This is a genomic window from Cyclobacterium sp. SOCE241 (genome assembly GCF_056867545.1).
Genome location: NZ_CP149779.1, coordinates 1,323,283 through 1,349,897, shown reverse-complemented (window position 1 = coordinate 1,349,897; position 26,615 = coordinate 1,323,283). Strand labels below are relative to the sequence as shown.

Genomic DNA, 26,615 nt, shown 5'->3' with positions numbered 1-26,615 from the left:
TTATAGCAACCATTGCCAGGCTTCTTCACTTCTTTGTTTTCCATGTAAAATAATTTAAAATCATATGATCAATAAAATCATTTCTTTTTCAATAAAGAATAAATTCATCGTGGGCCTGCTTACATTGGCGCTCATCGGGGTGGGGATCTACTCCATGTCCACAATCAATCTGGGTTCAGTACCTGATATAACAAATAACCAGGTACAGGTAATGACTGTGTCTCAAAACCTGGCCACAGAAGATATAGAACAATTCGTCACCTACCCTGTGGAATTAGCCATGGGGAATCTGCCGGGCGTTACAGAAATTCGTTCCGTATCCCGTTTTGGGTTATCTGTAGTTACCATCGTATTTGAAGACGAGATGGGGATATACAAACCCCGGCAATTGGTACAGGAAAAGCTTAATGAGGTTAGGGATAAAATCCCCGAGAAATTTGGTAGTCCATCTATGGGGCCTATAACCACCGGACTGGGTGAAATATACCAATATACTATCAAGCCTAAGCCTGGTTATGAAGACAAATACTCTCCTACTGAGCTTAGAACAATCCAGGATTGGATTGTAAAACGCCAGATGACACTGGTAGATGGTGTGGTGGATGTCAATGCCTTCGGGGGTAAAATAAAGCAATATGAAATCGCTATCAATCCTGAAAAACTTAACGCACTGAATGTATCCATCTCAGAAGTTTTTGAAGCCCTTCAGCGCAATAATGTAAATACAGGAGGTGCATATATAGAGAAGAACAACATGGCCAATTTCATCCGTGGAGAAGGTCTTGTGCGTTCGCTTGACGACATCCGGGAAATAGTAGTACGGAATGAAAACAACATTCCTGTCACGATTGGTGATGTAGCAGAGAAAGTACATTTCGGAAGTCAGGTTCGTTATGGAGCATTCACCCAGGATGGGCAGGAAGCTGTAGGCGGCATGATACTTATGCTCAAAGGCTCTAACCCCAATTCTGTCATTCAGAATGTGCAGGAGCGCATGAAAAAAGTGCAGAAGTCTTTACCGGAAGGCTTGGAAATAAAACCATTTCTTGATCGTAGTTCCCTGATTGAAAGAACTACCAGCACCGTAAAAACAAATCTTTTGGAAGGAGCCCTCATTGTGATATTCGCCCTGGTAATATTGTTGGGAAGTGTTCGTGGGGGTATTATTACTGCTACCACTATTCCACTTTCCCTATTATTTGCCTTCATACTCATGAAGCAATTCAATGTATGGGCCAACCTGATGAGCCTTGGTGCTATAGACTTTGGAATTATTATAGATGGTGCGGTGATCATCATAGAAGGAACGGTCTATGAAATACAGAAACGGATCCGATCAGGGAAAATTAAGTTTAACCAGGGTGTGATGGATGAGGTGGCTTATGATGCCGGCAGTACAATGATGGGCTCTGCATTTTTCGGACAGATTATAATTCTTATTGTATTTGCCCCAATTCTTTTCCTCACTGGGGTTGAAGGCAAGATGTTCCAGCCCATGGCCTACACCTTTGGCTTTGCCATGATTGGTGCCATTTTCTTATGTCTGACTTATGTTCCGATGATGTCGGCATTATTCATGAAACCTATCCAAAACAAGAAAAACTGGTTTGGGAAGTTTGAACGCTGGCTGGAAAAGGTAAGTGACAAAATTATAGATGGCATTCAATGGGCTTATGTACCATTACTTAAAGGTGCTTTAAGGTTCAAAACCATTGTCATCATTGTGGCGATCGTATTACTCGGACTGTCAGGGTTCATTTTTTCACGTATGGGAGGAGAATTTGTCCCGCAGTTGGATGAAGGGGATTTAGCTATGCAGGCATTGATTCGGCCGGGAAGCGGATTGAGTGAAGCAATTGATGTATCTACCAAGATTGAAAATATTTTACTTGACAATTTCCCTGAGATCAAAACAGCTGTGGCCCGAATAGGTGTAGCTGATATTCCTACTGACCCTATGCCCATGGACATAGCCGATATGTTCATTATTCTTGAAAAGGATATGGATAAATGGACAACAGTAGAAACTAAAGAAGAGCTCATTGCAGAGATAAAGGAAATACTGGATGAAAAACTGACGGGTGTCAACCTTGTTTTCAGCCAACCGGTAGAGTTACGGTTCAATGAGCTGTTGACCGGTGTAAGAGAAGATGTGGCCGTGAAACTCTATGGTGAAGATCTGGATGTGCTGGCGCAAAAAGCTGAGGAAATGGGTGAGATCATTCAAACTATTCCGGGAGTAGGTGATGTAAACCCTGAACGTACTTCCGGCTTGCCACAGATGACTGTGCGCTACAATCGCAAAAAGATTGCACAATACGGGTTGGATATTGAAAAGCTGAATGAATATGTGAGTGCAGCTTTTGCCGGAGGTGTTGCAGGTGTCATTTTTGAAGGGGAAAAACGGTTCGATATGGTGATCCGGTTTGATGAAAATCACCGGAGAAGCATAGAAGATTTGCGCACCTTGTACATTGACCTGCCGGACGGTACACAAGTGCCCATCAAAGAAGTAGCGGATATCAACTATGTGCCGGGACCGATGCAGATTTCCCGCGACAATACTTTCCGCAGGACCTACGTGGGTGTTAATACCAGGGGCCGTGATGTAGAGTCTGTTGTAACGGATATACAGGAAAAACTGGATGCGGAATTGGATTTACCACCGGGCTACTACATTACTTATGGTGGTGAATTTGAAAACCTGCAAAGGGCGAAGGGACGATTAATGATCGTAGTGCCAATAGCCTTATTTCTGATTTTTGTGTTGCTTTATTTTGCCCTGCAGTCATTCTCTCAGTCTATTATGATCTACATGGCGATTCCCCTGGCAGCTATTGGGGGCGTAATTGCGCTTTGGATGCGAGACATGCCCTTTAGCATATCAGCTGGTGTGGGCTTTATTGTGCTTTTCGGGGTGGCTGTATTGAACGGGCTGGTCTTGATCAATCGCTTTAATTCATTGAAAGAAGAAGGCGTAACCAGCATTCGCGAAAGAATTCTAACAGGAACTAAAGAACGAATCAGACCTATTATGTTGACTGCAACTACAGACATTTTCGGATTTCTACCCATGGCATTTTCAGCATCTGCAGGAGCAGAAGTGCAGCGGCCTTTGGCTACTGTGGTAATTGGTGGTATGCTTACAGCCACATTGCTTACTCTGGTAGTGCTCCCAGTGCTATACACTCTTGTAGAAGGAAGAAATGATAGAAGAAAAAGCCTGAAAGCACCGAATGCCAATGTGATCATCATATTGATTATTTGTGGTGGATTGTTTGGTTTACCGGCTGTGGCAAATGCACAACAGCAAGAACAAGAGAAAGACAGCCTTTCAACGATTACATTAGAACAAGCAAGAAAGCGTGCAGTAGAAAATTATCCTAAAATTCAATCGGCACGTTTGGAAATTGAAAGCCAACAGGCCTTAAAGAAAACAGCATGGGACTTTGGTAATACCCAGGTATTTACCGGAAAAGAGGAAGTGGGTAACGGCTCGGATGGAGTTTACACCCAGTTTGGTATTCAACAGCAAAATATTGATGTTTTTGGTATAGCATCCCGTTTGAAATTGCAAAAAGAACGAGTGGCACTGGCCGAATCTGCCCTTGACCTTTCCGTGATAGAACTGGAAAGGGAAGTGAGCCAGGCCTGGGCGATGGTGTATGCCACCAAAAACAACTACCAGGTGTATGAGCAGTTGGATTCGATTTTTACCGATATTGAAAGAGCCGCACGAATTCGTTTGGAAACTGAAGCTACTTCTAAACTGGAATACCTGGCTACCTCCAATCAGGCCAATCAGGTACAGATACAAAAAGAGCAGGCTTATCGGGATTACCTCAGTGCCTTGCAGCGGCTCAACTTGTGGTTTGCCAATGATACCCTCTTTACGGTACCGGATGTTCCAGCTACCCAACTGGATGAACCGCTGAATTATGTGGCTGATTCTTTGATGAACCACCCGTTGCTGAATGTGTCAAAACAGCGTGTAGATGTAGCGGACGCCACCATAAAAGAGAGGCGTTCACAGTTTTTACCTCAATTGCAAGGGCAGTATGGTCGGCAGCAGATAGCCGGACAATCCGGTTTTTATCAATACCAGGTAGGGATAAGGATTCCTCTGTTTTTCGGGCCAGAACTCGGGCGGACACAGTCGGCCAAAATCCAGCGGGATATAGCCGGACAAAACCTTCGACAAAACCAGTTGGAATTGAACGCGGCCTATCAGGGAATGAAGGAACAGTACCTGAAATGGCTCAATTCATGGAATTACTACCGCGATGAAGCGCTACCCCTGGCTCGGGAACAACGAACAGGAGCTGTAACGGCCTATAGAGAAGGTGCTATTGATTATGTGACCTTCCTGCAAAACATCAGGGATGCCATTCGCATAGAGGTAGACTCCTGGAATGCCTTTGGCAGTTACCTGGACAGTCGCTACCAACTGGAGTACTACTTAAAAACAACAAACTAATGATGGAATTGAAAGTCAATAATAAAGTCAGACAAATAATAGAAGAAATGAAAAAGCAAATTATATATATAGTAGCACTGGTACTGATGGTATCAGTATTTACGGGTTGCGGCAACAAGTCGGCTGATAACTCAGGTGAAGCTTCTCACGAAGAACACAGTGAGGGCGAGGCTGGGCACGAAGGTGAAGAAGAAGGTCATAGTGAAGAAGGAATGGCCGAGCTCCATCTTTCTGATATGAAATTTGCAAGTTTGGGTATTAAGGTAGATACTCTGCCCACCCGGGCACTCTCCGGAGTGGTTGAGGCCAACGGACAGTTAGAAGTTCCTCCTCAGCATGAGGCCACTGTTACCGCTATTCTGGGAGCCAATGTTACTTCCATCAAAGTGATAGAAGGAGATCAGGTGAGTAAGGGGCAGGTATTGGCCTATCTCTCTCACCCCAACCTGACCCGGTTACAGACGGACTATGTAAGGGCTTATAGCCAATTACAGTTTCTGGAAAAAGAAAATCAACGGCAGAAAAGGTTATACGAAGAGGAAGTAGGTTCCGGAAAAACTTATCAGCAAATACAGGCAGACTACCAGGCCATGAAAGGAGAGGTGAAAGGCTATGAAGCCCAATTGAAGCAGCTCAGTCTGAATGTGAAAAAAGTACAGGACGGTGATATTTACCAGTACGTACCTGTGGTAAGCCCTATAGATGGATACATTGAAAAAGTAGAGGTTCAGGTTGGCCAATATGTAGATCCTCAGACCGAGATGTTTATGATCGTCAATACCGACCACATCCATGCCGATCTGATGGTATTTGAAAAGGATGTTCACAAAGTGAAGAAAGGACAAAAGTTGTCTTTTACTGTGGAATCTGTTCCGGGAAATACGCTAACAGCCAAAATTTATTCGGTAGGCAAACAGTTTGAGCAAAATCCGAAAGCGGTACATGTGCACGCAGAGATAGATCAAAAGGAAGATTTTCTGATCCCGGGCATGTATATCAATGGTAAAATACGTACCGGAAATAATCAGGTAAAAGCCTTACCTGAAAGTGCCATTATAGAAGAAGAAGGCAAGCCTTATATTTTTATGGCAGAAGCGCATGAAGAAGATGGAAAGACCGAATGGGCATTTAAAGCAGTGGAAGTGCGAACAGGCATGACAGAAGATGGATGGGTAGAGATCAAATTATTGGAGCCACTTCCTGACGGTGCTCAGGTGGCATGGAATAACGCCTACTATCTGATCTCTGAAATGAAGAAAAGCCAGACTTCTCATAGTCATTGATTTAGTTGATTAGGCAAGGGCAGTTGGTAAATGTCATTTGCTAACTGCCAACTCTCAAATATTAAATTATAAAAAACAAACACATGAAATGAGCATAAACTTAGAGTCCTTAACATACCAACCAAGTATGAATAAGTTTATCGCGAATTCCATGTGACCGTTGGAATTAAACACATACACATGAAAGAAATAAAAGCATTTATAAAACCTAAAAAAGTACAGATAGTAGTTAAATCGCTGCGAGATGCAGGATTTGAAAGTGTAACCCTATCCAAAGGAGAAGGTACCGGAGCTCATAAAGATTCTGGTGCATCTCCATCATTGGATTTTCATTTTACCGATAGCCCGATTGTTAAGCTGGAACTGGTCTGCCAAAATGAGGAAACGGATAAAGCCATTCAACTGATCTGTGGCAAGGCTCAAACACCTGAACCGGGCGATGGCATTATTTACGTTTCAGAAATAGATGATGCTTATCGGATCAAGACTGGAAAATCTATTAAAAGATTTGATATGAAGTAGATATGTCAAGTCCAATTGAAGAAATGCAATATCTGGCCCGAAAAAGAGGAGGGCTTTGTCTATCCGATTTGTACATAAACAGCAAATCAAAACTGTGGTGGCAATGTGCTGAAGGCCATCGCTGGCAGGCTACTCCCTTCAGTGTAAGAATAAGAAAAAGCTGGTGCCCATTCTGTGCTAACAATAGGCCTCACGGGATAGAAAGGGTGAAAGCACTGGCTGCTACAAAGGGCGGTACTTGTCTTTCTGAAGAATATATAAATTCCAAAACGCCACTCAGATGGCAATGTAAAAACGGCCATCGTTTTCTGGCTACTGCAAACAGTGTGGTACAGGGGAAGTGGTGTAAAAAGTGTAAATAAATGTTAAACCTTAAACCCTCATAGTTATGATGCATGATTGGTATTTCGGAGGAATGCACTGGATTTGGTGGATCCTATGGCTGATCCTCATATTTTGGATATTTCTGATTCCATACCCTACACCCGGGCAAAGAAGAAGCAAGGATAAAGCCATGGAGGCGCTAAGAGAGCGCTATGCCCGAGGGGAGCTCAGCGATGAAGAATTTGAGCAAAAGAAGAAAGTTCTTCAAAACAGGATGAAATAGGTATAGGGTCGCAGGTGTCTTCACATCAAATGTGGCACCTGTGGCTCCAAAACTGACAAGAAGATGAAAAGCAAGTTACTTCTATACATCGCTATTGGGTTTACCCTCGGTATTTTCTTACTACAGCCTTTGGTTATTTCACTGCACATGTACGATATGCAGGGAGACCAGGGAAATTGGTGGGCCTGGCTACTTACTTCCTACCAGCAGGTTGTTGGATCGTGGGATGTGGATCAGGCGGTTACCAAATTGCTCTTTGGATTGTTAGGTGTTACCCTCGCACTTCTTTTTATGGTCAGGCAAAAAATATTTCAGCTTACCACGAAAAGGAATAAGCTAGAGGAGATCAGGGAGCTGATTGCGGCAGGAGAAAACCAGCAAGTAGAATTCAAATCTACCTTAAGGTGGGATTTGAGGCAGTTTAAGCCGAATAAGACTTTGGAAGACGTAGTAGCAAAAACCATTGCCGGATTTATGAATACCCAAGGTGGGCACCTATTCATAGGTATTGATGATGATGGTGAACCACTGGGTCTGATCGAGGACTACCGTTGTTTAAAAAACCGGGAAGAGATGGTTTTGAGCAGTATATAATGCAACTGGTCTCCACCAAATTAGGGACAAATTATTGCGCTCTGGTCCATGTGTCTTTTTACCAAATAGAAAGGCTTGATGTTTGTCATCTTGAAATTAAAGTTGCAGGTACTCCAGTATATATGCATAAAGATGACCGGTCTCATTTTTACATTCGCACAGGAAATGGCACTCGTGAGCTTGATATACCCGAAGCGCTAAATTATATCGAAGAAAACTTAAATAGCCGTTAACCATGAAAATTATATTTATTACACTGCTATTTTTTGCGCAAACATGGGTGGCTGTTGGGCAATCCCTTTACCGGACTACCGAGGGGCATATCGTGATGGTGGCCGAAATAATAGATGAACAAGTAATTGCAGAAAGCCATAAGCTGTTTCTTTTTTTGGATTACAATACCAAAGAGATTTCAGGAAAGCTAGATCTAAAAACCATAGATACCGGTATTGATTATTTAAATGAGGAAATTAGCAAAGCAGAAGATGAGGAAATGACGGTCTCTTTTTCAGGTTTTATCCCTGTAGATGATTTTATAAGTAAGCCACATGCTCCGATTTCGTTTAACTGGCCTTTAAAAGTAACGGCAGGTGAAAGAACATTTCAGATTATTCTTTCTGGCAACTTGAAACACTTTAACGGAGGTGAAGCCATAGCCTGTATGCTAAGCGCTACCGGAGATGTTGACACAAACGAAGTCGGCCTGAAATCAATTTTGCCGGAAATAGGTAAAACACTAAAGATTCATTTTACACAAGTAATACTTAGAAAAAATAAGTTATGAGCGTTATAAAAGAACTAGAAGAAAACCTATTGCAACACAAAATAAAACCTACAGCCATGCGGCTGCTTGTGCTAGAGTACTTGTTGGGCCACGAGATAGCAGTAAGTCTTACTGATCTATACAGGGACTTTGTGAAATCGGATCGAACTACCATCTACAGAACGCTAAAAGCATTTGAAGATAATGGACTGGTACACAGTATTGATGATGGAACAGGCGTGCCTAAATATGCACTTTGTTCAGATGCCTGTGATGTAGGTAAGCATGATGATGCCCATATTCATTTTCATTGTGACAAATGTGGAAAGACCTACTGTCTTCCAAAGTTCAGGATACCCGGCTTTGAGCTACCTGAAAAATTTAACAAGAGGGAAGTAAACCTAATGGTAAAAGGAAATTGTGCTGATTGTGCGAATTGAAAAATGCAATTCCTATGCATTAGTAATTGACATAACTTCACGAGAGCATTATGTAAAATAGAATTAAAAAAAAATAATGTGAAAAAACTACAAATAAAAATTCCTCTTCTCCTGCCTGAAGTACCGGACGAAAAAGATCAGTGTGTACATAAACTGATCAGTCGTCTTCAAGATACTGAAGGTTTGGAAAAAGTGCATGTGGCTGATGAAAAAGACAATGGTGTACCACAGCTCTGCTTCCATTACAACCCTGAGAAGATTTCTCTTGATCGTATTCAAACACTTGCAAAGCGTGCAGGTGCCTCTATTCTTGATAAATATGGGCACAAGCTAATAGAAGTGGAAGGACTTCGCCATACCAGGCATGCACGTAAAGTGGAAAATTCACTTATCAGACTTAAAGGAGTTTTACAAGGAGCCGTTTCAGCCTCAGGTATGATCGGTCTGGAGTATGAAACAGCAAAAATTGATGAGGCAGAGATTCTGACATTTCTTCGTAAAGAAGGACTTGATATTCTCAATACGGAAGTTAATGTGGAACGCTATATTAGAGCGACCTCTGAAGATAGCACGTCTCCTACTGATGTCAATCAACACGACCATGACCATAAGGAAAGTGGAGATCACGACCACTCACACGGTGGTATTTTTGGCAAAAATACAGAGATGATCTTTTCCATCATCTGCGGAGTGTTGTTGGGAATAGGTTTTGGACTTTCATTTATAGAAACAGTCCCTTCATGGGTAAGCTTGGCACTCTACATCGGGGCGTACTTCTTTGGTGGTTTTTATACCGCGAAAGAAGCTATAGAAACGGTTTCTAAAGGAGGTTTTGAGATTGACTTCCTTATGTTAGTAGCAGCTATTGGCGCAGCTATTTTGGGCGAATGGGCAGAAGGTGCACTGTTGCTGTTCCTGTTCAGTATGGGCCATGCCCTGGAGCATTATGCCATGAACAAGGCCCGTAAATCTATTGCTGCTTTGGCAGAACTGGCCCCCAAAACGGCCTTGCTCAAGAGAAATGGAAAAACAGAAGAAGTAGGTATAGAAGAACTGAGCATTGGAGACATCATCGTAGTGAAGCCTAATAGCAAAATTTCAGCCGATGGTGTGGTAGTAGATGGTCGGAGTAGCGTAAATCAAGCACCTATTACTGGGGAAAGTGTGCCCGTAGATAAAGAACCTGTGGATGATCCCAAAAAGACTGGTCACAGGAAAAAGACATCAAAGACGAGAACCGCGCTTTTTCCGGTACAATCAATGGTAACAATACATTGGAAATCAAAGTGATCAAAGTAGCGAAGGACTCTACACTCTCTCGCCTGGTGAAACTGGTCAATGAAGCCCAGACCCAGAAATCGCCTACACAGCGGCTCACCGACAAATTTGAGAAGTATTTTGTGCCTGCTGTATTGGTATTGGTGGTGTTGCTCCATTTCGCTTTTTTAGTTATTGACGAAACTTTTAGCGAAAGCTTCTACCGCGCCATGGCCGTGCTGGTAGCGGCCAGCCCTTGCGCTTTGGCTATCGCCACCCCGAGTGCGGTGCTCAGTGGAGTAGCCCGGGCTGCCAAAAGTGGGGTGCTTATCAAAGGTGGCCGTCCACTGGAAGATTTAGGCGTACTTACTGCCCTTGCTTTTGACAAGACCGGAACACTAACAGAAGGTAAGCCTATGTTAACGGAGGTGGTAGCCCTGGGTGATGTGAAAGAAGAAGAACTACTGAAAATAGCAATTGCAGTAGAGGGTCTTAGTGATCACCCACTGGCAAAGGCCGTAGTGCGTGACGGGAAAGAACGACTGAAGGGTGCTGATATACCAGAGGCGAAAGACCTGGAGGCAGTGCTTGGGAAAGGGATCAAAGCCACATTGGGAAGTGACAAAGTCTACATTGGCAACCTGGACCTGTTTGAGTCGCTGGATGATAAGAAGCCATCAAAGGAAACAGAAGAAAAAGTAAAGTCCTTGGAGTCTGATGGCAATACCACCATGCTCATCCGGCAGAATGACGATTACATAGGCATCATCGCCCTGATGGATACGCCAAGAGAAGAAGCGAAAAATACCCTGGAGCGGTTGAAAAAGATCGGTATCAAACGCATGATCATGCTTACCGGAGACAATCAGAAAGTGGCCGATGCTGTAGCAAAAGAAATCGGTCTCACGGATGCCTGGGGCAGTTTGCTGCCGGAAGAAAAAGTAGAAGCCATTAAAGAGCTTAGACAAAAAGAAGACAAAGTAGCCATGGTTGGCGATGGTGTGAATGATGCCCCGGCCATGGCCAACAGCACCGTAGGCATTGCCATGGGAGCCGCTGGCAGTGATGTAGCCCTGGAAACTGCCGATATTGCATTAATGGCCGACAAGCTGGAAACCTTGCCTTTTGCTATCGGTTTAAGTAGAAAGGCCAAAGGCATAATTAGGCAAAACCTATGGATGAGTTTAGGAATAGTGGCTTTACTGATACCAGCCACCGTTTTTGGGTTTGCAAATATTGGTATTGCAGTGCTCATTCATGAAGGTTCTACTTTGGTAGTAGTGTTTAATGCATTGAGGTTGTTGGCTTATAAGAGAGATAATAATTAAGCCTTTGATTCTTATGATAAAAAGCCTTTTGAAATACCTAATCGGATTGATATGAAATTAAACACCATCATGCCTAAAAAGCTTCAGCCTTATTTTAAACGAGAACTGAATGAATATGATCAGCAATTTAAAGCAGGTAATCTTCAGGGAGCCTGGCACCATCTTGAGCGAGCTCATATAATAGGTCAGGCATATCCCTGGCATCACAGCTATGTTCACTGGAAAATGCTGCTGTTTGGGGTTCATATAAAAAGTGCGAAAGAAATACTTGGTCAAATTCCCAGATTACTTCTTGGGGGTGTTAAGTCTTTTGTTGGGAAGATTCCGGTTGGAAACACCGGAGGAGCCAACGTGCCGCCCCTCAAGCCAATGAAAATAGAGAGTGGTCTTATGACCATATTCAAAAGTGCTGGTATTCATCCAAACACACAATTTCATGAATAAAAGCACATTCAAAATAACCAAAATGGACTGCCCCTCGGAGGAGCAAATGATCCGCATGAAGCTGGAACCTCTCAGCCAGGTAAAGCACCTGGAGTTTGACATTGCGGCACGTAAGCTGGAAGTATTTCATCAGGATGAAGTACTGCCTATACAAAATGCCATCAGTGAACTAAACCTCAACGATCAACTCCAAGGTACTTCTGAGGCAGAAATGCCCATTGCCGAAGACGAGACCAAGCACAGGAAAATACTGTGGTGGGTGCTGGGCATCAATTTTGGATTTTTTGTAGTTGAAATGACCACCGGATGGATTTCCAGATCCATGGGTTTGGTAGCCGACTCGCTGGATATGCTGGCAGATTCCATTGTTTATGGTCTTAGCCTTTTTGCCGTGGGGGCAGCTATTTCCCGTAAGAAAAAAGTAGCAAAGATCAGTGGTTATTTTCAGATGGGGCTGGCACTGCTTGGCTTTTCGGAAGTATTACGCAGGTTTTTCACCCAAAGCGAAACGCCCCTTTTCCAGTGGATGATTATCGTTTCCCTGCTGGCTTTAGTGGGTAACCTCGTCTCATTATGGCTGATCAACAAGGCAAAAAGCAAAGAGGCCCACATGCAGGCCAGTGCAATTTTCACTTCTAATGACATCATCGTCAACGGAGGGGTAATACTGGCTGGTGTACTGGTTTATTTTCTGGAAAGTAAGTGGCCCGACCTGGCGATTGGGGGCATTGTTTTCGCCTTTGTAATGCGAGGAGCAGTAAGGATTTTAAAGTTGGCAAAATGATACCCAAACAACTGAATATATGAATGCATGGTTATGGGCAGGCGTGTTAGTACTGGCCGCATGGGCGGCTCATTGGGGGGCAGATCAACTGCTGACCCCTTTAAAATTGCTTCGTAAACAATGGGGGCTTACCGCCTCGGCAGGAGCGGCATTTCTGGCCATTGTCACGGCCAGCCCGGAGGTGGCCATCAATATTACCAGTGCGGCAAGGGAAGTATCCGATATTGGTCTGGGTAACCTGCTGGGGTCTAATATTATTTCTATTCCTTTGATGATTACCATAGCCTATTTCGCCTCACGTAAGCAATTCAAAAACAATCCTAAGCATCAGGAACATTTGGATGCCAATATGCTGGCACTCAATAAGCGCTCTGTACCCGTTCTGTCATTGCCCTATTTAGGGATAATCGCTTTAGTAGCCATTTTGACTATACCCAAAGCGTGGCGCGGGTTACAACCGGTGGATGGCTGGATTATGCTGGGGGCTTATGCCGCTTTTTTGGCGCATGCCATTATCAGGGGGAGAAAAGAAGGAGAAAAAGTAAAGTGGACTCAAAAGAAAATATGGCTTTCCATAGCAGGTGCAATTGCTATAGCAGCCGGGGCTTTTTTCATTGTAAAAGCGACAGAAAACATCGTTTCGGCTTTGGGTATATCCCAGATTGTGGGAGGGCTGTTCATTACAGGTATCATGACCACCGCACCGGAAGTGTTTAAGACCTGGAGTGTGGTCAAAGGGGAGAGGTGACCGCAGGTACCACCAGCGTGATAGCCGACAATGCCATTACCATGACGGTTGCATTCTTCCCCTGGCACTGGTCAGCACTCCGGTACAGGATTTTCAATTGTATTGGGTTAACCTGGCCTTTGTTGGCTTGATGCCACTGCTTTACAGCCTGTTTGTTCATCAAAGCAAAGACCTGCATGGTTTCAGTAGATGGCAGGTATTCGTTTTTGATGGAGCTTATTTGGCCTATTTGTTTGTTATGGCATTTTTTGTCTTAAAACTTTTTTAACCGATGAAGGAAGAACTATTCAAAGACTACCAAAAACGCCTCAATGCCCTGGAAGAAGGCATCAGGGATGCAGTCCTGAAATATGCCGAAGAGCTCTACCTGAATCAAAAATGCTCTAAAGATGAAGCCATTGATCGGGCCATTGCTAAGGTTGAAATGGAAAGAAGAAAATTGTAACTAATAATATAAACCAACATGCTAACAATATTAGAATTTACCAAAAACAATGTAATAGCTACGAAAGCTCAGGAAAACCTGACTGAAGCTGACATTCAAAAAATTCACCCGCTGATTCATAACATCGTGAACCGTGGACAGAAAGTACGGTGGTACTTTGAGATGGAAAATTTTTCCGGATGGAAATTCAATGCCTTCTGGAAAGATTTAAAAATGGATATGTCTCACGCTGACGATTATGAAAAGATTGCTATGGTGGGCGACAAAAAATGGCAGGATTGGATCACTCAGTTCATGAAGCCATTCACCAATGCTGAAATCCGATACTTTGATAGTGAACAAAAAGAAGAAGCAAAGGAATGGATCAATCAGTAGATAGGAATAATACCGGGTTAGCATACATCAGAGAGACTGCCCGCAAGTTTCTGGATAGGGAAACCTCAGGTGGTTTGCTTTTAATTGCAGCTACTATTTTCGCTTTGGTTTTGGGCAATTCCCAATGGGCCGATGCATATCACCACTACCTCACTGACGAATTTATTTTTGAGTTTTCAGAGCATTTCAGTTTTGGACTGACCATAGAAGAATGGATCAATGACGGGCTGATGGCCATATTCTTTTTAGTAGCCGGTATGGAGCTGAAGCGGGAAATTATGGTGGGTGAATTGTCTTCCTTCAAAAAGCTTCAATGCCACTTTTGGCTGCCTTAGGTGGTATGACCATACCGGCTTTGATTTTTGTCAGTCTCAATACTGGAACAGAGAATATTAGCGGTTGGGGAATACCTATGGCTACCGATATTGCCTATTCCTTGGGTATCATCGGTTTATTGGGCAAAAGAGTGCCGTCACAGCTTAAAATCTTTCTGGTTGCTCTCGCTATAGCTGATGACTTGGGAGCCATATTGGTCATAGCCCTGTTTTACAGCAATGAGCTGAGTTGGTTATTCCTTGGTACTGGGGTCGGCATATTTATATTATTAATGCTGTGCAATCGGTTTGGTGTAAAAAGCTTAATCTGGTATATTTTAGGAGGCTTGGCCTTGTGGTACTGCTTTCTCAATTCCGGGGTGCATCCTACAATAGCAGGGGTACTCTTCGCCATCACCATTCCAGTAAAACCCAAACTGGACAGCAAAATCCTGAAAGAGCGTACCGCTAAGAATGTGGCCGCACTTGAAGAAACGGACATTGAGAACCGCGACCCCATGCAAGACACTCGTCAAAGCAAAATCCTTAAAGCCATGAAAAAGGACACGCAAAACTCAAGGCCACCTTTGCTTAAATTGGAAAACGCTTTGATTGACTTTAATGCTTTTTTCATTATTCCGATCTTCGCCATTGCCAATGCCGGAGTAAAGCTGAATGTGGGAATTTTAGAGGTGGTTTCCAGTTCTTTAGGCTTGGGTATTGTATTAGGCTTGGTTATCGGTAAAGTGCTCGGTATTAGTCTTTTTACTTTTGTTGGTGAAAAGCTCGGCATCTCAGAACTACATACCTCCCTACGTTGGAAACATATTATCGGCATGGGTATGATAGCTGGCATAGGCTTTACCATGTCACTGTTTATTACAAATCTTGCGTTTATTGATCCTGAGTTTATCAAGATCTCCAAGATCAGTATTTTAATAGCCTCACTAGTTGCTGCATTGGGTGGGATCATTACATTGTTATTTACCAAACCCAAAATTGAAAATATATGATACATCTGAGAATATTACTTTTGATGTTTTTCTGCTTTGGCCGATAACAAATAAGACTTCATCATTTCTGAATAAAAACAATAGGGATTTTAATGTATAACTAACGAGTTGGTTAATTGTTTTTCATTCTGAATTTGGTAGTCCCAGAGCCTGATTTTCTAAAAATAGGGCATATTACTCAGAAAAATCCAAAAATGATAGGGGTTTGGTAAGCTAACAGGTTATTGAATTATGCTAGAGCAGATATAAAGATATTACGACTAATGGACTAAATATTAATACCACCGGGTTAGTCCATATTCCAGTATAAACTAAAAAATAGGTGATAGTACACTACAACAATCTATAGCAGTCTCAAAAAAGGATCAGGAAATCACCTTACTAGAATATTCCGAAATTTTACTAGTAGTAAATACGATTTGTTGAAACTCCGTTTATAGATTAATATCTAGAACTTCTGATACAATGCCCTTTATCTATGAACCTATTTGGTTTAAATCGGCTTTTCCCATTCCAGTTTAACTGGATTTCACCAAAATTAAAAAATCAACATAATAATTTTCCAAAACTAGTACTTTCCGTAAAATTCTGAAAAATATGAATTGCCATTCGAAATTCATACTTTTGATTATTGATGAAAAAACTAAGAAAAATAGGGGGTGCTTTTATGTTGCTCATTATGCTAGTCATGATGATGCACAACTCATTCCCACATTTTCATCATCATCATGAGTCTCATAGTCATGATTTGAATAAAGGCAAGCATCATTCACATCAAGAAGAAGGTCAACACCATAACAACCAAAATCCCTCCAAACACAATCCTTTCGATTTTATTTCTTTTTTATTAACCAACCACGCCCACGCACATCAATTGGTTGACAATAATTTGGTAGTTGAGAAATGTGTAAAGGAGCAAAATCAAAGCAAGAAAACTAACTTTTTTATTGCAAAACAGGACGGGCAGAAAATTCCGCTTGATATTATACTCACAAAAAAACGGGTATTCCTTTTTTACCTGATTTCAATAACTTTTATTACTATACTTCCTCACCGCTTCGAGGGCCTCCAACTTTAGGATAAATCAATCTTTGATAACCTATCAAAGTCAATGAACTGATTTCATTGAGAACTATTGATTCATTCTAAATTCAACTTCATGTTAAAAAATAATGTACTCGCTTTTTGCGTGTGCTTATTTTCGTTTGTTGCTGCAGCTCAGTCTCCCAGTACAATGGATGCTTTACAGCAAATTGAACAGAATAATGCCACGCTTAAGGCTTTTTCTTCCTTTTTGGAAAGTAAAAAGCTATCGCAAAAAGCTTCAAATAACCTCCCTGATCCACAGGCGGATGCATATTACCTTCCATTTGGTAATCACACCTCAGGAGATTACACGGAGTTTCAAGTTACCCAGTCCTTTGAATTCCCAACGGTATACAGCTCCCGTGGTAACCTCATTGAGATGCAAGAGGCGCAGAACGCTATGGAATACCAATTGAAAAGGCAAGAGGTATTGCTTCCAGCTGTCAAACTATTGAATGAACTGATATTCTTTGCCAAAAAACAGAAGGTTGAGCAAGTCAGAGTCATGCAGTCTAAGAAGTTGTTTGAACAGATTAATCAGCTATTTGAGATCGAACAAGCCGGTGTTCTTGAACTCAATAAGGCTAAGATCTCCTGGATTCAAGAACAGTTTAAGCTGGATATTTTGAATGCAGATCGAAATAAAATCATGCTTCAACTTCAAAACCTGAATGGTGGAAACGAGTTGAAATTTACTCAAAATGATTACTTAAGCTCTCTGACTATTGATGATCCAGAAAATTTATGGCTGGAAAAAATACAAAGAGATCCTGAATTAAAAATCCTCAGAGAGCAAGAAAAAGTGGCTAATCAGCAAATCAAACTTTCCAAGAACAAGTCGCTTCCTAATCTAACTGCAGGGTATAACTATCAAGGGGTTGCAAAGGCTAATTATTCAGGGGTTTATGGTGGAGTTTCTATTCCCTTGTGGAGTAGTCGAAATACTGTCAAGGCCGCTGAGGCAAACTATGATTACCAAAAGTCTTTTACCCAAGTCAAAACAGATGTTATGCATAGTGAATTTCTGGGTGAATATGAAGTGTATCAAGTGATGCTGAAAAATATCAGGAATACCATTCCACGCTACAGTCCTTGGAAAGTGAAGCATTATTGCTTCAGGCATTTAAATTGGGTGAACTTTCCTTTATGCAGTATTACCTCGAATTACAATTCTATCAGCAGGCATTCGACTCCATGTTGGAAATGGAAAAACAGTTAAATCAATCCAAAGCTGAGCTATTAAAACATCAATTATAACATTCAAACTACAAAAATTATGAAAATCTCAAATATTCTATTCGCACTACTTTTGATCGTTTCTGTCTCATGTGGCAACAAAAAAACAACGATGATCATGGTCACATGCATACTACAGAAGAAGAACACGGCCATGCACATGATGCAGAGGATGCCGATCATCATCAAGAAGAATTCAAGGTAGAAAAAGACTCTACCGAGCATACCCATGACGACGGGACTACTCACAGCGATCATTAATCTATTCAAAGGATATTGATTATGCGATATGTAATTCTAATGATTACACTCCTCCTTGCCTCATGTCAGGCAAAGGAAGAGGAGGATCATGCCCATGATGCAAATGGTGGGCATGCGGTGGAAATAGAAGAATTCCCATCTGTAGATGCTACAGTGTGGACGGATAAAACGGAATTGTTCGTGGAATTTCCTGCCTTGGTTGTAGGTGGGACCAGTCGATTTGCCGCTCATTTTACAATTATGGATAGGCATCAGCCAGTCCGCGAGGGTTCATTGACGGTCAGTCTGATCAAGGGGGAAAACGGTATAAGAAATTCGGTTGATGCCCCCGATTCCCCTGGAATATTCAAACCTTCTTTACAACCAAGGGAAGCTGGGATCTATCAACTGGTATTTGAGCTCGAGACTCCTTCAATTACAGATAAAATAGTGATTCAGGGTGTGACAGTCTACGCTTCCATGGAAGATGCTGCAAACGATTTGAACACGGCAGAAACAGATGATGGTTCTATCACCTTTCTTAAAGAACAGGCTTGGAAAATAGATTTTCAGACTGCGAAAGTTGTAGAAAAGGAGATCTACCAAACCATCCCTACTTCAGGAAGATGGAAGGTTTCCCTTCGGATTACCAGACCCTTATTGCGCCCAACTCAGGGAAAATCAACTTCAGTAGCAATAATCTTAACGAAGGGATGAAAGTACAAAAAGGCCAAGTACTCATGTCTGTCAGCAGTGCGGAATTGACCTCAAATAACCTTTCTGCAGAGATCCAGAAAGCCAGAGCGGCCTATGAGCAGGCAAGCCAGGAATATGAGCGAAAGAAGCAATTGTTTGAATCCAAGATTGTACCCAAGGCAGAATTTGAGCTGGTGGAGCAGAAGTATTTAGTGGCCAAGTCAACATATGAAACCCTTAACGCAGGATATTCCTCAGGAGGCAAGCAAATCCTGGCTCCATTTGAAGGCTATGTAAAATCAATAGCTGTGGATAATGGATCGTTTGTTTCTGAGGGTGCGAGTCTGGTGACAATTACCAGCCATAAAACCAGCCTTCTGGAAGTCCAGATAAGTCCATCCTATGCTACTCAGCTCCAGAATATCCATGACATCTACTATCAAACCAGATCTGACCATTGGTCTGGTCTGAAAGCCACTACCGGAAAGGTCTTGTCTGTAGGAAAAGAGGTGGAAAGTGATCAGCCCCTGCTGTCAGTATTTGCGGAAATCAACGATGTAGTAGAAATGCCTGAAGGTAGTTTCACAGAGGTTCAACTAGCTTTTGGACACCCCAAACTGGCAGCAGTTATTCCTCAATCAGCTTTACTGGAAGATTATGGTAATTATTCTGTGATCGTGGAACTGTCAGGAGAAAGTTTTGAAAGGAGACCAGTAGGCATTGGGAGAAGAAATGGAGAGGAAGTGGAGATTTTAGAAGGCGTGCAGCTGGGTGAAGTAGTTGTTACGCGTGGTGCTTATCAGGTGAAGATGTCTTCTATGTCAGGACAGGCACCAGCGCATGGCCATGAACATTAATGTACTTAAGCTATGCTAAATAAAATATTATCGATTTCACTTCACAATAGATTGTTAGTGCTTTTTGGTGCAGTGATACTCACTATTACAGGACTGTTTTTGGCACGGACGATGAATGTGGATGTGTTTCCTGATCTGACGGCCCCGACTGTTACGATCTTGACAGAAGCACATGGGATGGAATCAGAAGAAGTGGAAAAACTGGTCACTTACCAGTTGGAGACAGCAATGAACGGTTCTCCAAATGTCAGAAGAATTCGTTCTTCGTCTGCTGCGGGAATATCGATTGTGTGGATAGAATTTGATTGGGGTACAGATATCTATCGTGCTCGGCAAATTGTGAGTGAGAGAATTCCAATGGTTCAGGAAAATTTACCCGAGGGAGTAAGTACACCAACAATGGCACCGATCTCATCTATCATGGGCGAAATCATGCTTTTGGGAGTGACCTCGGATAGCCTTTCTCCCATGGAGTTACGGACCCTAGCTGATTGGACCATCCGCCCACGGATTAAATCCATTGGAGGGATAGCAAATGTGGTAGTGATAGGCGGTGATTATAAGCAATATCAAGTTTTCGCCAACCCTGAAAAGCTAAAATATTACGATGTAACGCTGGGGGAATTATTGGAAAAAGTAAGGGCTTCCAATATGAATGCTCCGGGAGGCGTAATGAATGAATTTGGAAATCAATACATCATCAAAGGAAGTGGCAGAGCCTATGCAGTGGAAGATTTGCAAGAGGCAGTTTTGAAGCAGGTAAATGGACAATCCATTAAAATAAAAGATGTGGCCACCGTGCAGATTGGAGCAGCAGACAAAATCGGAGATGGATCTCTGAATGCATCACCAGCTGTGATTCTCACTGTTTCTAAGCAACCTGATGTCAACACATTGGAACTGACTGAGAGTCTTGATCTGGCAATAGCAGATTTGCAAAATACGCTGCCAGCTAGTGTGGAAATCAAAAGCCAAATCTTCAGACAGTCTGATTTCATCGAGGCTTCTATTTCGAATCTGAATCAAACTTTACTTGAGGGAGCATTTTTCGTAGTGCTTGTCCTGTTCATCTTCTTGATGAATTGGCGAACTACGGTAATCTCTTTAGTCGCAATTCCAATTTCGTTATTGGTATCGGTAATCGTATTAAACCTTTTGGGATATACGATAAATACCATGAGTCTTGGGGGGATGGCCATTGCGATAGGTGCATTGGTGGATGATGCGATTATAGATGTTGAGAATGTATTCAAAAGATTGAGAGAGAACGTTCGCAAGCCTATTGAACAGCGTCAGTCAGTTCTAAAAGTAGTTCGGGATGCTTCAGTTGAGATCCGTAGTTCGATCATAATTGCCACGCTGATCATCATTGTTTCTTTTATTCCACTTTTCTTTTTAAGTGGCATGGAAGGACGATTATTACAGCCTTTGGGAATTGCATTTATCACCTCAGTTTTGACATCATTGATTGTAGCAGTTACGGTGACGCCAGTTCTTTGTTCCTATTTGTTGAAAAATGAAAAGGTACTTGAAAAACAAGCGGAAGGAACCAAAGTTGAACGTTGGTTGCAAAAGCACTATTCCGCAGTCTTACGCAGAGCCCTGGAAATCCCCAAATGGATCATCGGTCTAACAGCTGGGGCATTTATACTAAGCTTAATCCTTTTCGCACAGCTTGGGCGAAGCTTCCTTCCAGAGTTTAACGAGGGCTCGTTAGTGATCAGTGTCGTAGGTATTCCCGGAATGTCCTTGGTGGAAAGTAACAAGACAGGATTGCTGGTAGAGCAGTTGCTTTTGGACATGCCCGAGGTAGACGTTGTTACCAGAAGAACGGGTCGGGCAGAGCTGGATGAGCATGCTCAGGGTGTAAATGCCGCTGAAATCGACGTTCCGTTTGTACTTTCTGATAAATCCAAAGAGGAGTTTTTCGAAGAGGTGCGAACCAAACTGAGTGTAGTTCCAGGCGCAAGTATAACACTTGGCCAACCCATTGCGCACCGGATTGATCACATGCTCTCTGGTACAAGGGCCAACATTGCTGTCAAAGTCTTTGGGTCTGACCTACAGCGATTGTTTGAACTAGGCAAAAATATCGAAACGAGCATCAAACCAATTGAAGGGATAGCTGATGTTGCTGTAGATCAGCAAGTAGAGGTTCCTCAACTGAGGATCACTCCGAATCGTCAATTACTGGCAGCCAACGGGATGACAGTGTATCAATTGATGGAGCAGGTTGATATTGCCTTTGCAGGTGAAAAAGCAGGTGAAATTTATGAAGGACAACAGTATTTTGACCTAGTTGTAAGGTTCAGAGCTGAATCCAGAAGTACAAGAGCAAGCATCGAACAGGCATTGATTTCTCTTCCCGGCGGAGGCCAGATACCGCTCGATCAGCTCGCAAATATAAGCTCTGTAAGTAGCCCAAATACCATAAGTAGAGAAAACGTGCAACGAAAAATTGTAATTGCAGCAAATGTTCAAGGAAGGGATCTTCGAAGTGTTGTCAATGATATCCAGCAAATCATCGGAGATGAGATTCAGCTCCCTGATGGATATCGGGTAGAATATGACGGACAGTTTGAGAGTGAGGCCAAAGCATCTCAGCTACTGTTAATCACAGCAGGTATGGCTATTCTGATTATTTTCCTTTTGCTGTATTACGAGTTTCAGGACATCAAGCTTTCCTTTGTGGTATTACTTAATTTACCTTTGGCTCTGATTGGAGGAATTCTGATCGTCTATTTTACCTCCGGAGTAATTAGCATCGCAGCTACAATTGGTTTTATCAGTTTATTCGGAATCGCAACAAGAAACGGAATTCTACTTGTTTCACGTTATGAAGATCTTAGGAAAGAAGGGAAAGGCGGAGACGAACTCCTGCTTGAAGGTGCCATGGATCGGCTTAACCCAATTCTAATGACAGCATTAACTACAGGGCTGGCCTTGATTCCCTTGGCGCTAAAAGGAGGAGAGGCCGGAAATGAGATTCAGAGCCCTATGGCGGTCGTAATTTTGGGAGGATTGCTTTCTGCCACTTTACTTAATCTATTTGTCATACCATGTGTGTATGAGTTAGTAAACAAGCGAAAATCTATTGTTTAATAATTCATTAATTTCTTTAATCATAACACCTCAGGGAAATTCCCTGGGGTTTATTTTATTTAAATTTCTAAGGAAGAAGGAGATGATCTGACAAGTTATCCTGTTCAATTTGACGTATTGGTCTTCAGTTTTCAGCCTATGAATTATAGACTGAAGATCGTGGGATGTTTTCTGAATAAGAGCCGATGAAATGCACTATTTTTTCACATCCCAGGTGCGGGATGGGTAGCTATGTTTTCAAGAAAAGTCTATCGAGATTTTATCTTGGAAAATCTGGCTTATTGTAGAAAGGAAAAGGGACTTTTCCTCTTTGGTTATGTCATCATGACCAATCACCTTCACTTGGTTGTTCAACAAAAAGATGCGAAATTATCAGGATGGGTGCGTGATTTTAAGAAATTTACAAGCAAGAAATTGCTAAAAATGATAATTGAAAACCCTCAGGAAAGCAGAAAGGAATGGTTGAAGATAATTTTTGCCTATCATGCGAAATTTAATAAAAGAACTGGGGAGATGCAATTTTGGACACATGAAAACCATGCTATCGAACTTTATCGAACTGAAATGATTGAAAGTAGAATGAATTATATACATGAGAATCCGGTAAGGGCAGGAATCGTGGAAAAACCAGAGGACTACATGTGTTCGAGTGCAAGAAATTATGCTGGATTAGAAGGTTTGATAGCCGTGGATCATTGGCAATTCCGTCCAATTCCAATTGCAAATTAAAAATAATAGAAGGGTGTTTTGCAAACCTACACCCAGCTCACGAAGGCATAAACTACACCTAGCCGGGGTCATTTTGGATCCTTGAAATAAAATTTCCCTCCCCGATGTACCGTTTGTCAATAATTCACTTTATTTTTTAAGAAAATGTGGGAAAATTAAGTATTAGGAATATAAATTGTTAACATTTAGTCTTAAAGGAAAGTGTGGCTCAATAATTTTTTCAAATATGAAAATAGGATGGTGTTCAATCAAAATTTGGTATTTCTCACGAGGTCAACTTAAATAATTCCGGGACTTAGATCAGCATTTTCTAATTTTCTAATCCAAAAATTATTACCAATTCTTAAAATTTAGAATAATATGAAAAAATTCAAAATACTCTTATTTCTAGGTGGACTATTAAGCCTCTTGGGGTTTGGTTGCGAAGAAGAAGAGCCTACAAATTGTGAACTGGCCGCATGTGACCCCGGAAGAAAAACCATCAAACAGTGGGTAGACAAAGAGGGAATGGTATTGTTGGACAACAGGAACCAAATGTATTATATAAGTACTGGTGAATCACCTGATATGCATATACTTGGATATATTTGCAATTTACCTGAAGAATTTAAAAGTGAAGGAATGCTAGTTGTGGTAAGTGGTGATTTAAAAGAAGATTGTGATGAGCTTAACCTTATCACTGTAGCTCAGGAAAATTATTATTTACATATTGATAGTATTGAAATCATTAAGGATTAAATTATGGAAAAGTTTTACTTTATTCTCATCATGCTTTTATGCTCGGTTAGTGTATTCAGCCAAACCATTCAGAATTCTGATTCTGATATGGTCTTTCTTGATGGGAAGCCGGATAAAAAGAAATCCAACGAAAACGTCATAAATCCTAAATATGTTATTATTGGAAATGGGAATAATGTATGGGAAGACCGAATTATTACGTATTTTTTGATAATGGGACCCCAGATATTAGCGGGGATCTTGAAGAAGATGGGGTAAGAGATGCATTTGATATATGGCAAGCAGAAACTGATATAGCTTTTTTAGAGGTATGTAATGCTAACAATGCAGACATAGTTATTTCTTGGAGATCGTGGAACCATGGAGATGGGGCTCCATTTGATGGACCTAATGGGGTGTATGCTCACGCACTTATTGGTGAAACCACTAACCCCCTTGCTGGAGATATACATTTTGATTAAAGCGAAGATTGGACCATAGCTGAAACAAGTAATGATAACCAACCTATGGATTTGGTTACTTTTGCTGCCCATGAAATCGGCCATGCCATAGGTTTGGATCATTCTAATGTAAATACTGCATTGATGGCAGGTGGTCATGCTCTTTGGATACAAAATGGGTCTCATCGGTTTTTGACACAAGATGATATAGCTGGGATACAAAATCTTTATGGTTTACCTAATAGTGGGGAATTGGTTGATGGCCCTGATGCTCTTTGTTCCAGCGGGTCATATACGATTCAGGATGTACCAGCTGGTATATCAGTTGCATGGACGGTCAGCCCATCCCATATTTTCACAAATAGTTCCGGCACAGGAACAACAGCAAACCTAAATCTTGTAAATCCTATGACTGTTTAAGGGACGGCTACCTTGACCTATACCTTACAGGGAACGGGATGTGCTAATACGGAAATTACCAGGGAAATCCAAGTAGGACCGGAATATCCAGACTTTGATTTCTATCAATATCCTACTTGTGTTAGCCCAAACCAAGTAGTTACCGTTGTTGCCAATATCACTCAAGTGGATTATGACTGGACGGTCAATGGCGGCACCATTCTAAGTGGACAGGGCACACAGTCCATAGATATTAATGTGGGCAGCAGCGGTTACATTTCCGTGCATTGCAATGTTTCCAATGGTCCTGATGCCTGCGAGGGACCAAGGGGCACCGTCTCCCTCTATCCTATGGCCTGTTTTGGGATTGAGGACAACAGTGTGACTGCCTATCCCAATCCTGTCAATGATATACTTCATCTCAGGAGTGAAACTGAAGAAAATATCAAAGGGGAAATTCTAGTTATGGATTCCCAAAATACTCTGCGAAAGAGCATTTCAGTAGACAGCTGTGAAGTTACCATAGATGTTTCCGATCTTCAGCCCGGTATTTATCATGTGACTTATTCCATCGGTGACAGGTATCAAGTGAAAAAAATTAAAATAGAATAGAAAATAACAGTAAAAACCTTTGATTGGCCGGCCTCCAGAATTTGATCCCAGACACCACTCGCCAAGAGTTATCCAATGATAGCTTGACTCTCTTGGAAAACGAATAAGTAACCACCGAGGAAAGGTTGATATTAGCCTCCTCCGGGTTGTTTTGTGGTTTGTTTTTGACACGGATCCGCTGGTTGATGAATTTTTGCGGTGCCTGGAGGGTATGCATCGAGAAAAACCGTAAGCAAACGGCCAACCTCCTATTAATAATTAGCTTGGGTTCACGTGGTGATGTTTCCACCTGTGGGGCAGCAGGTCGGAGAATCTACCTTCATAGTTGAGGTCGTTGAGTTTTCGATGCACTTCGAGCAGCCGATCATGGGGATTTACACCGTGCTTTTGGCAGATTGTGAACAGGTAGTTTTTCCGCCCCAGGTTATGAAAAGCCTTACATAAGACAGGACGAAAAGCTTACCTGTTTTCAGGATCGCATAAGGCAGCAGAAATGGCTGCAGGCATGTATTCTTTCATGGCCAGCTGCAAGAATAACTATGTCAATGAGTTTGAGTGGCTGAAAGATGTCTTTGAAAGGATCCAGTCCCACAAACAAAAAGTTCTCTACCAGCTCCTTCCCTTGGACTGGGAGGAATATAGAATTAAGGCCTGACTATAAACATTCCCTACACTAATTCCTAGCTTGGGTTCCTCGGACGGATACTTTTAAACCATGAAAATAGTAAAGCACTATTCGGACGATTTTAAAAAAAGGTTGTTCGGCATTATCTGAACTCTGATGACAGCATGAGAACCACCGCTGTTAAATTTAATTTAGCGGTTTCTGCTTCCGTTAGCCAGTGGCTCCCTAAATTTGGACCAGAATCCAAATCACCCATTATGGACCAATCCCCTAAAAAGCACCAAAATCCACTAATTGATACACCAGAAATTATGGCCCGTAGGTTAAAGAAACTGGAAGAAGTTTTGGAAAGAGAGCGTTTAAATACCCTGGCAGCTAACATGGTAATTGACAGGAACCAAGCAGTCAATGTACATATACCTACATAAACCTCCACTCTTATATACGCATACCTACGTATC

Annotated in this window: 26 protein-coding genes and 3 pseudogenes; all 29 read left to right on the top strand. The window is 42.0% G+C overall.

Going from position 1 to position 26,615, the window contains the following annotated elements:
- The first annotated feature begins 64 nt into the window (after positions 1 to 64).
- Positions 65 to 4,477 (top strand): CusA/CzcA family heavy metal efflux RND transporter, encoded by a 4,413-nt coding sequence (locus WG932_RS06495; protein ID WP_339902256.1) that lies wholly within the window; start codon positions 65 to 67, stop codon positions 4,475 to 4,477.
- Positions 4,477 to 5,760, top strand: a complete 1,284-nt coding sequence (locus tag WG932_RS06490) for an efflux RND transporter periplasmic adaptor subunit (RefSeq protein WP_483087393.1) — start codon at positions 4,477 to 4,479, stop codon at positions 5,758 to 5,760. The genes WG932_RS06495 and WG932_RS06490 overlap by 1 nt, the downstream gene beginning before the upstream one ends.
- Positions 5,761 to 5,940: 180 nt before the next feature.
- Positions 5,941 to 6,282, top strand: coding sequence for a P-II family nitrogen regulator (locus WG932_RS06485; protein WP_343856871.1), 342 nt, complete (start codon positions 5,941 to 5,943; stop codon positions 6,280 to 6,282).
- Positions 6,283 to 6,284: 2 nt separating this feature from the next.
- Positions 6,285 to 6,644, top strand: coding sequence for a zinc-ribbon domain-containing protein (locus WG932_RS06480; protein ID WP_483087392.1), 360 nt, complete (start codon positions 6,285 to 6,287; stop codon positions 6,642 to 6,644).
- Positions 6,645 to 6,670: 26 nt separating this feature from the next.
- The gene (locus tag WG932_RS06475; RefSeq protein WP_137404429.1) at positions 6,671 to 6,889 is read left to right on the top strand and encodes an SHOCT domain-containing protein; all 219 of its coding nucleotides are present in this window, start codon (positions 6,671 to 6,673) and stop codon (positions 6,887 to 6,889) included.
- A 63-nt stretch (positions 6,890 to 6,952) separates the two neighbouring features.
- Positions 6,953 to 7,483, top strand: coding sequence for an AlbA family DNA-binding domain-containing protein (locus tag WG932_RS06470; protein WP_483087391.1), 531 nt, complete (start codon positions 6,953 to 6,955; stop codon positions 7,481 to 7,483).
- Complete coding sequence (locus tag WG932_RS06465) at positions 7,483 to 7,716, top strand: hypothetical protein (protein ID WP_483087390.1); 234 nt, start codon at positions 7,483 to 7,485, stop codon at positions 7,714 to 7,716. The genes WG932_RS06470 and WG932_RS06465 overlap by 1 nt, the downstream gene beginning before the upstream one ends.
- Positions 7,717 to 7,718: 2 nt before the next feature.
- A complete protein-coding gene (locus WG932_RS06460) occupies positions 7,719 to 8,267 on the top strand; it encodes a hypothetical protein (RefSeq protein ID WP_375580157.1) in 549 nt (182 codons plus the stop codon).
- Positions 8,264 to 8,686: a Fur family transcriptional regulator gene (locus tag WG932_RS06455; protein ID WP_375580156.1), complete on the top strand. Its 423-nt coding sequence runs from the start codon at positions 8,264 to 8,266 to the stop codon at positions 8,684 to 8,686. Before WG932_RS06460 ends, WG932_RS06455 begins: the two co-directional genes overlap by 4 nt.
- 78 nt (positions 8,687 to 8,764) lie before the next feature.
- Positions 8,765 to 11,271: pseudogene (locus WG932_RS06450) on the top strand (heavy metal translocating P-type ATPase).
- A 51-nt stretch (positions 11,272 to 11,322) separates the two neighbouring features.
- Entirely contained in the window at positions 11,323 to 11,715 is a 393-nt protein-coding gene (locus tag WG932_RS06445; RefSeq protein ID WP_483087389.1) for a DUF3703 domain-containing protein, read from the top strand.
- Positions 11,708 to 12,499, top strand: coding sequence for a cation efflux transmembrane domain-containing protein (locus tag WG932_RS06440; protein ID WP_483087388.1), 792 nt, complete (start codon positions 11,708 to 11,710; stop codon positions 12,497 to 12,499). Before WG932_RS06445 ends, WG932_RS06440 begins: the two co-directional genes overlap by 8 nt.
- A 43-nt stretch (positions 12,500 to 12,542) precedes the next feature.
- The gene (locus tag WG932_RS06435; protein WP_483087387.1) at positions 12,543 to 13,247 is read left to right on the top strand and encodes a sodium:calcium antiporter; all 705 of its coding nucleotides are present in this window, start codon (positions 12,543 to 12,545) and stop codon (positions 13,245 to 13,247) included.
- On the top strand, positions 13,225 to 13,515 hold the full coding sequence (locus WG932_RS06430) for a hypothetical protein (RefSeq protein ID WP_483087386.1): 291 nt from the start codon (positions 13,225 to 13,227) through the stop codon (positions 13,513 to 13,515). The genes WG932_RS06435 and WG932_RS06430 overlap by 23 nt, the downstream gene beginning before the upstream one ends.
- 3 nt (positions 13,516 to 13,518) lie before the next feature.
- Positions 13,519 to 13,692: a hypothetical protein gene (locus WG932_RS06425; RefSeq protein WP_188463346.1), complete on the top strand. Its 174-nt coding sequence runs from the start codon at positions 13,519 to 13,521 to the stop codon at positions 13,690 to 13,692.
- Between the two features lie 18 nt (positions 13,693 to 13,710).
- Positions 13,711 to 14,067, top strand: a complete 357-nt coding sequence (locus WG932_RS06420) for a SpoIIAA family protein (protein ID WP_188463344.1) — start codon at positions 13,711 to 13,713, stop codon at positions 14,065 to 14,067.
- Positions 14,052 to 15,394, top strand: a pseudogene (gene nhaA / locus WG932_RS06415) (Na+/H+ antiporter NhaA). The gene WG932_RS06420 and the pseudogene nhaA overlap by 16 nt, the downstream one beginning before the upstream one ends.
- A 634-nt stretch (positions 15,395 to 16,028) precedes the next feature.
- Positions 16,029 to 16,472, top strand: a complete 444-nt coding sequence (locus WG932_RS06410) for a hypothetical protein (RefSeq protein WP_483087385.1) — start codon at positions 16,029 to 16,031, stop codon at positions 16,470 to 16,472.
- Between the two features lie 81 nt (positions 16,473 to 16,553).
- Positions 16,554 to 17,699 (top strand): TolC family protein, encoded by a 1,146-nt coding sequence (locus tag WG932_RS06405; protein WP_483087384.1) that lies wholly within the window; start codon positions 16,554 to 16,556, stop codon positions 17,697 to 17,699.
- Between the two features lie 107 nt (positions 17,700 to 17,806).
- Positions 17,807 to 17,977, top strand: coding sequence for a hypothetical protein (locus tag WG932_RS06400; RefSeq protein WP_483087383.1), 171 nt, complete (start codon positions 17,807 to 17,809; stop codon positions 17,975 to 17,977).
- 21 nt (positions 17,978 to 17,998) lie between these two features.
- A complete protein-coding gene (locus tag WG932_RS06395) occupies positions 17,999 to 18,673 on the top strand; it encodes a hypothetical protein (protein WP_483087382.1) in 675 nt (224 codons plus the stop codon).
- On the top strand, positions 18,670 to 19,509 hold the full coding sequence (locus WG932_RS06390) for an efflux RND transporter periplasmic adaptor subunit (RefSeq protein ID WP_483087381.1): 840 nt from the start codon (positions 18,670 to 18,672) through the stop codon (positions 19,507 to 19,509). Before WG932_RS06395 ends, WG932_RS06390 begins: the two co-directional genes overlap by 4 nt.
- A 12-nt stretch (positions 19,510 to 19,521) precedes the next feature.
- A complete protein-coding gene (locus WG932_RS06385) occupies positions 19,522 to 22,611 on the top strand; it encodes an efflux RND transporter permease subunit (protein ID WP_483087380.1) in 3,090 nt (1,029 codons plus the stop codon).
- A gap of 231 nt (positions 22,612 to 22,842) precedes the next feature.
- Positions 22,843 to 23,340, top strand: a complete 498-nt coding sequence (locus WG932_RS06380; RefSeq protein ID WP_483087379.1) for a transposase — start codon at positions 22,843 to 22,845, stop codon at positions 23,338 to 23,340.
- 360 nt (positions 23,341 to 23,700) lie between these two features.
- A complete protein-coding gene (locus tag WG932_RS06375; RefSeq protein WP_014022475.1) occupies positions 23,701 to 24,078 on the top strand; it encodes a hypothetical protein in 378 nt (125 codons plus the stop codon).
- A gap of 179 nt (positions 24,079 to 24,257) precedes the next feature.
- A pseudogene (locus WG932_RS06370) lies at positions 24,258 to 24,938 on the top strand (matrixin family metalloprotease).
- Between the two features lie 12 nt (positions 24,939 to 24,950).
- The gene (locus WG932_RS06365; protein WP_483087378.1) at positions 24,951 to 25,529 is read left to right on the top strand and encodes a T9SS type A sorting domain-containing protein; all 579 of its coding nucleotides are present in this window, start codon (positions 24,951 to 24,953) and stop codon (positions 25,527 to 25,529) included.
- A 493-nt stretch (positions 25,530 to 26,022) separates the two neighbouring features.
- Entirely contained in the window at positions 26,023 to 26,184 is a 162-nt protein-coding gene (locus tag WG932_RS06360; RefSeq protein ID WP_483087377.1) for a transposase domain-containing protein, read from the top strand.
- Between the two features lie 134 nt (positions 26,185 to 26,318).
- On the top strand, positions 26,319 to 26,582 hold the full coding sequence (locus WG932_RS06355) for a hypothetical protein (RefSeq protein WP_483087376.1): 264 nt from the start codon (positions 26,319 to 26,321) through the stop codon (positions 26,580 to 26,582).
- The last annotated feature ends 33 nt before the right edge of the window (positions 26,583 to 26,615 follow it).

Coding starts and splice junctions, on each gene's coding strand:
- WG932_RS06405 (WP_483087384.1), top strand. CDS start 16,554: ATGTTAAAAAATAATGTACTCGCTTTTTGCGTGTGCTTATTTTCGTTT.
- WG932_RS06475 (WP_137404429.1), top strand. CDS start 6,671: ATGATGCATGATTGGTATTTCGGAGGAATGCACTGGATTTGGTGGATC.
- WG932_RS06440 (WP_483087388.1), top strand. CDS start 11,708: ATGAATAAAAGCACATTCAAAATAACCAAAATGGACTGCCCCTCGGAG.
- WG932_RS06395 (WP_483087382.1), top strand. CDS start 17,999: ATGCGATATGTAATTCTAATGATTACACTCCTCCTTGCCTCATGTCAG.
- WG932_RS06390 (WP_483087381.1), top strand. CDS start 18,670: ATGAAAGTACAAAAAGGCCAAGTACTCATGTCTGTCAGCAGTGCGGAA.
- WG932_RS06425 (WP_188463346.1), top strand. CDS start 13,519: ATGAAGGAAGAACTATTCAAAGACTACCAAAAACGCCTCAATGCCCTG.
- WG932_RS06485 (WP_343856871.1), top strand. CDS start 5,941: ATGAAAGAAATAAAAGCATTTATAAAACCTAAAAAAGTACAGATAGTA.
- WG932_RS06355 (WP_483087376.1), top strand. CDS start 26,319: ATGAGAACCACCGCTGTTAAATTTAATTTAGCGGTTTCTGCTTCCGTT.
- WG932_RS06455 (WP_375580156.1), top strand. CDS start 8,264: ATGAGCGTTATAAAAGAACTAGAAGAAAACCTATTGCAACACAAAATA.
- WG932_RS06410 (WP_483087385.1), top strand. CDS start 16,029: ATGAAAAAACTAAGAAAAATAGGGGGTGCTTTTATGTTGCTCATTATG.
- WG932_RS06445 (WP_483087389.1), top strand. CDS start 11,323: ATGAAATTAAACACCATCATGCCTAAAAAGCTTCAGCCTTATTTTAAA.
- WG932_RS06385 (WP_483087380.1), top strand. CDS start 19,522: ATGCTAAATAAAATATTATCGATTTCACTTCACAATAGATTGTTAGTG.
- WG932_RS06380 (WP_483087379.1), top strand. CDS start 22,843: ATGTTTTCAAGAAAAGTCTATCGAGATTTTATCTTGGAAAATCTGGCT.
- WG932_RS06465 (WP_483087390.1), top strand. CDS start 7,483: ATGCAACTGGTCTCCACCAAATTAGGGACAAATTATTGCGCTCTGGTC.
- WG932_RS06375 (WP_014022475.1), top strand. CDS start 23,701: ATGAAAAAATTCAAAATACTCTTATTTCTAGGTGGACTATTAAGCCTC.
- WG932_RS06460 (WP_375580157.1), top strand. CDS start 7,719: ATGAAAATTATATTTATTACACTGCTATTTTTTGCGCAAACATGGGTG.
- WG932_RS06420 (WP_188463344.1), top strand. CDS start 13,711: ATGCTAACAATATTAGAATTTACCAAAAACAATGTAATAGCTACGAAA.
- WG932_RS06360 (WP_483087377.1), top strand. CDS start 26,023: ATGGCTGCAGGCATGTATTCTTTCATGGCCAGCTGCAAGAATAACTAT.
- WG932_RS06400 (WP_483087383.1), top strand. CDS start 17,807: ATGTGGCAACAAAAAAACAACGATGATCATGGTCACATGCATACTACA.
- WG932_RS06495 (WP_339902256.1), top strand. CDS start 65: ATGATCAATAAAATCATTTCTTTTTCAATAAAGAATAAATTCATCGTG.
- WG932_RS06490 (WP_483087393.1), top strand. CDS start 4,477: ATGATGGAATTGAAAGTCAATAATAAAGTCAGACAAATAATAGAAGAA.
- WG932_RS06470 (WP_483087391.1), top strand. CDS start 6,953: ATGAAAAGCAAGTTACTTCTATACATCGCTATTGGGTTTACCCTCGGT.
- WG932_RS06480 (WP_483087392.1), top strand. CDS start 6,285: ATGTCAAGTCCAATTGAAGAAATGCAATATCTGGCCCGAAAAAGAGGA.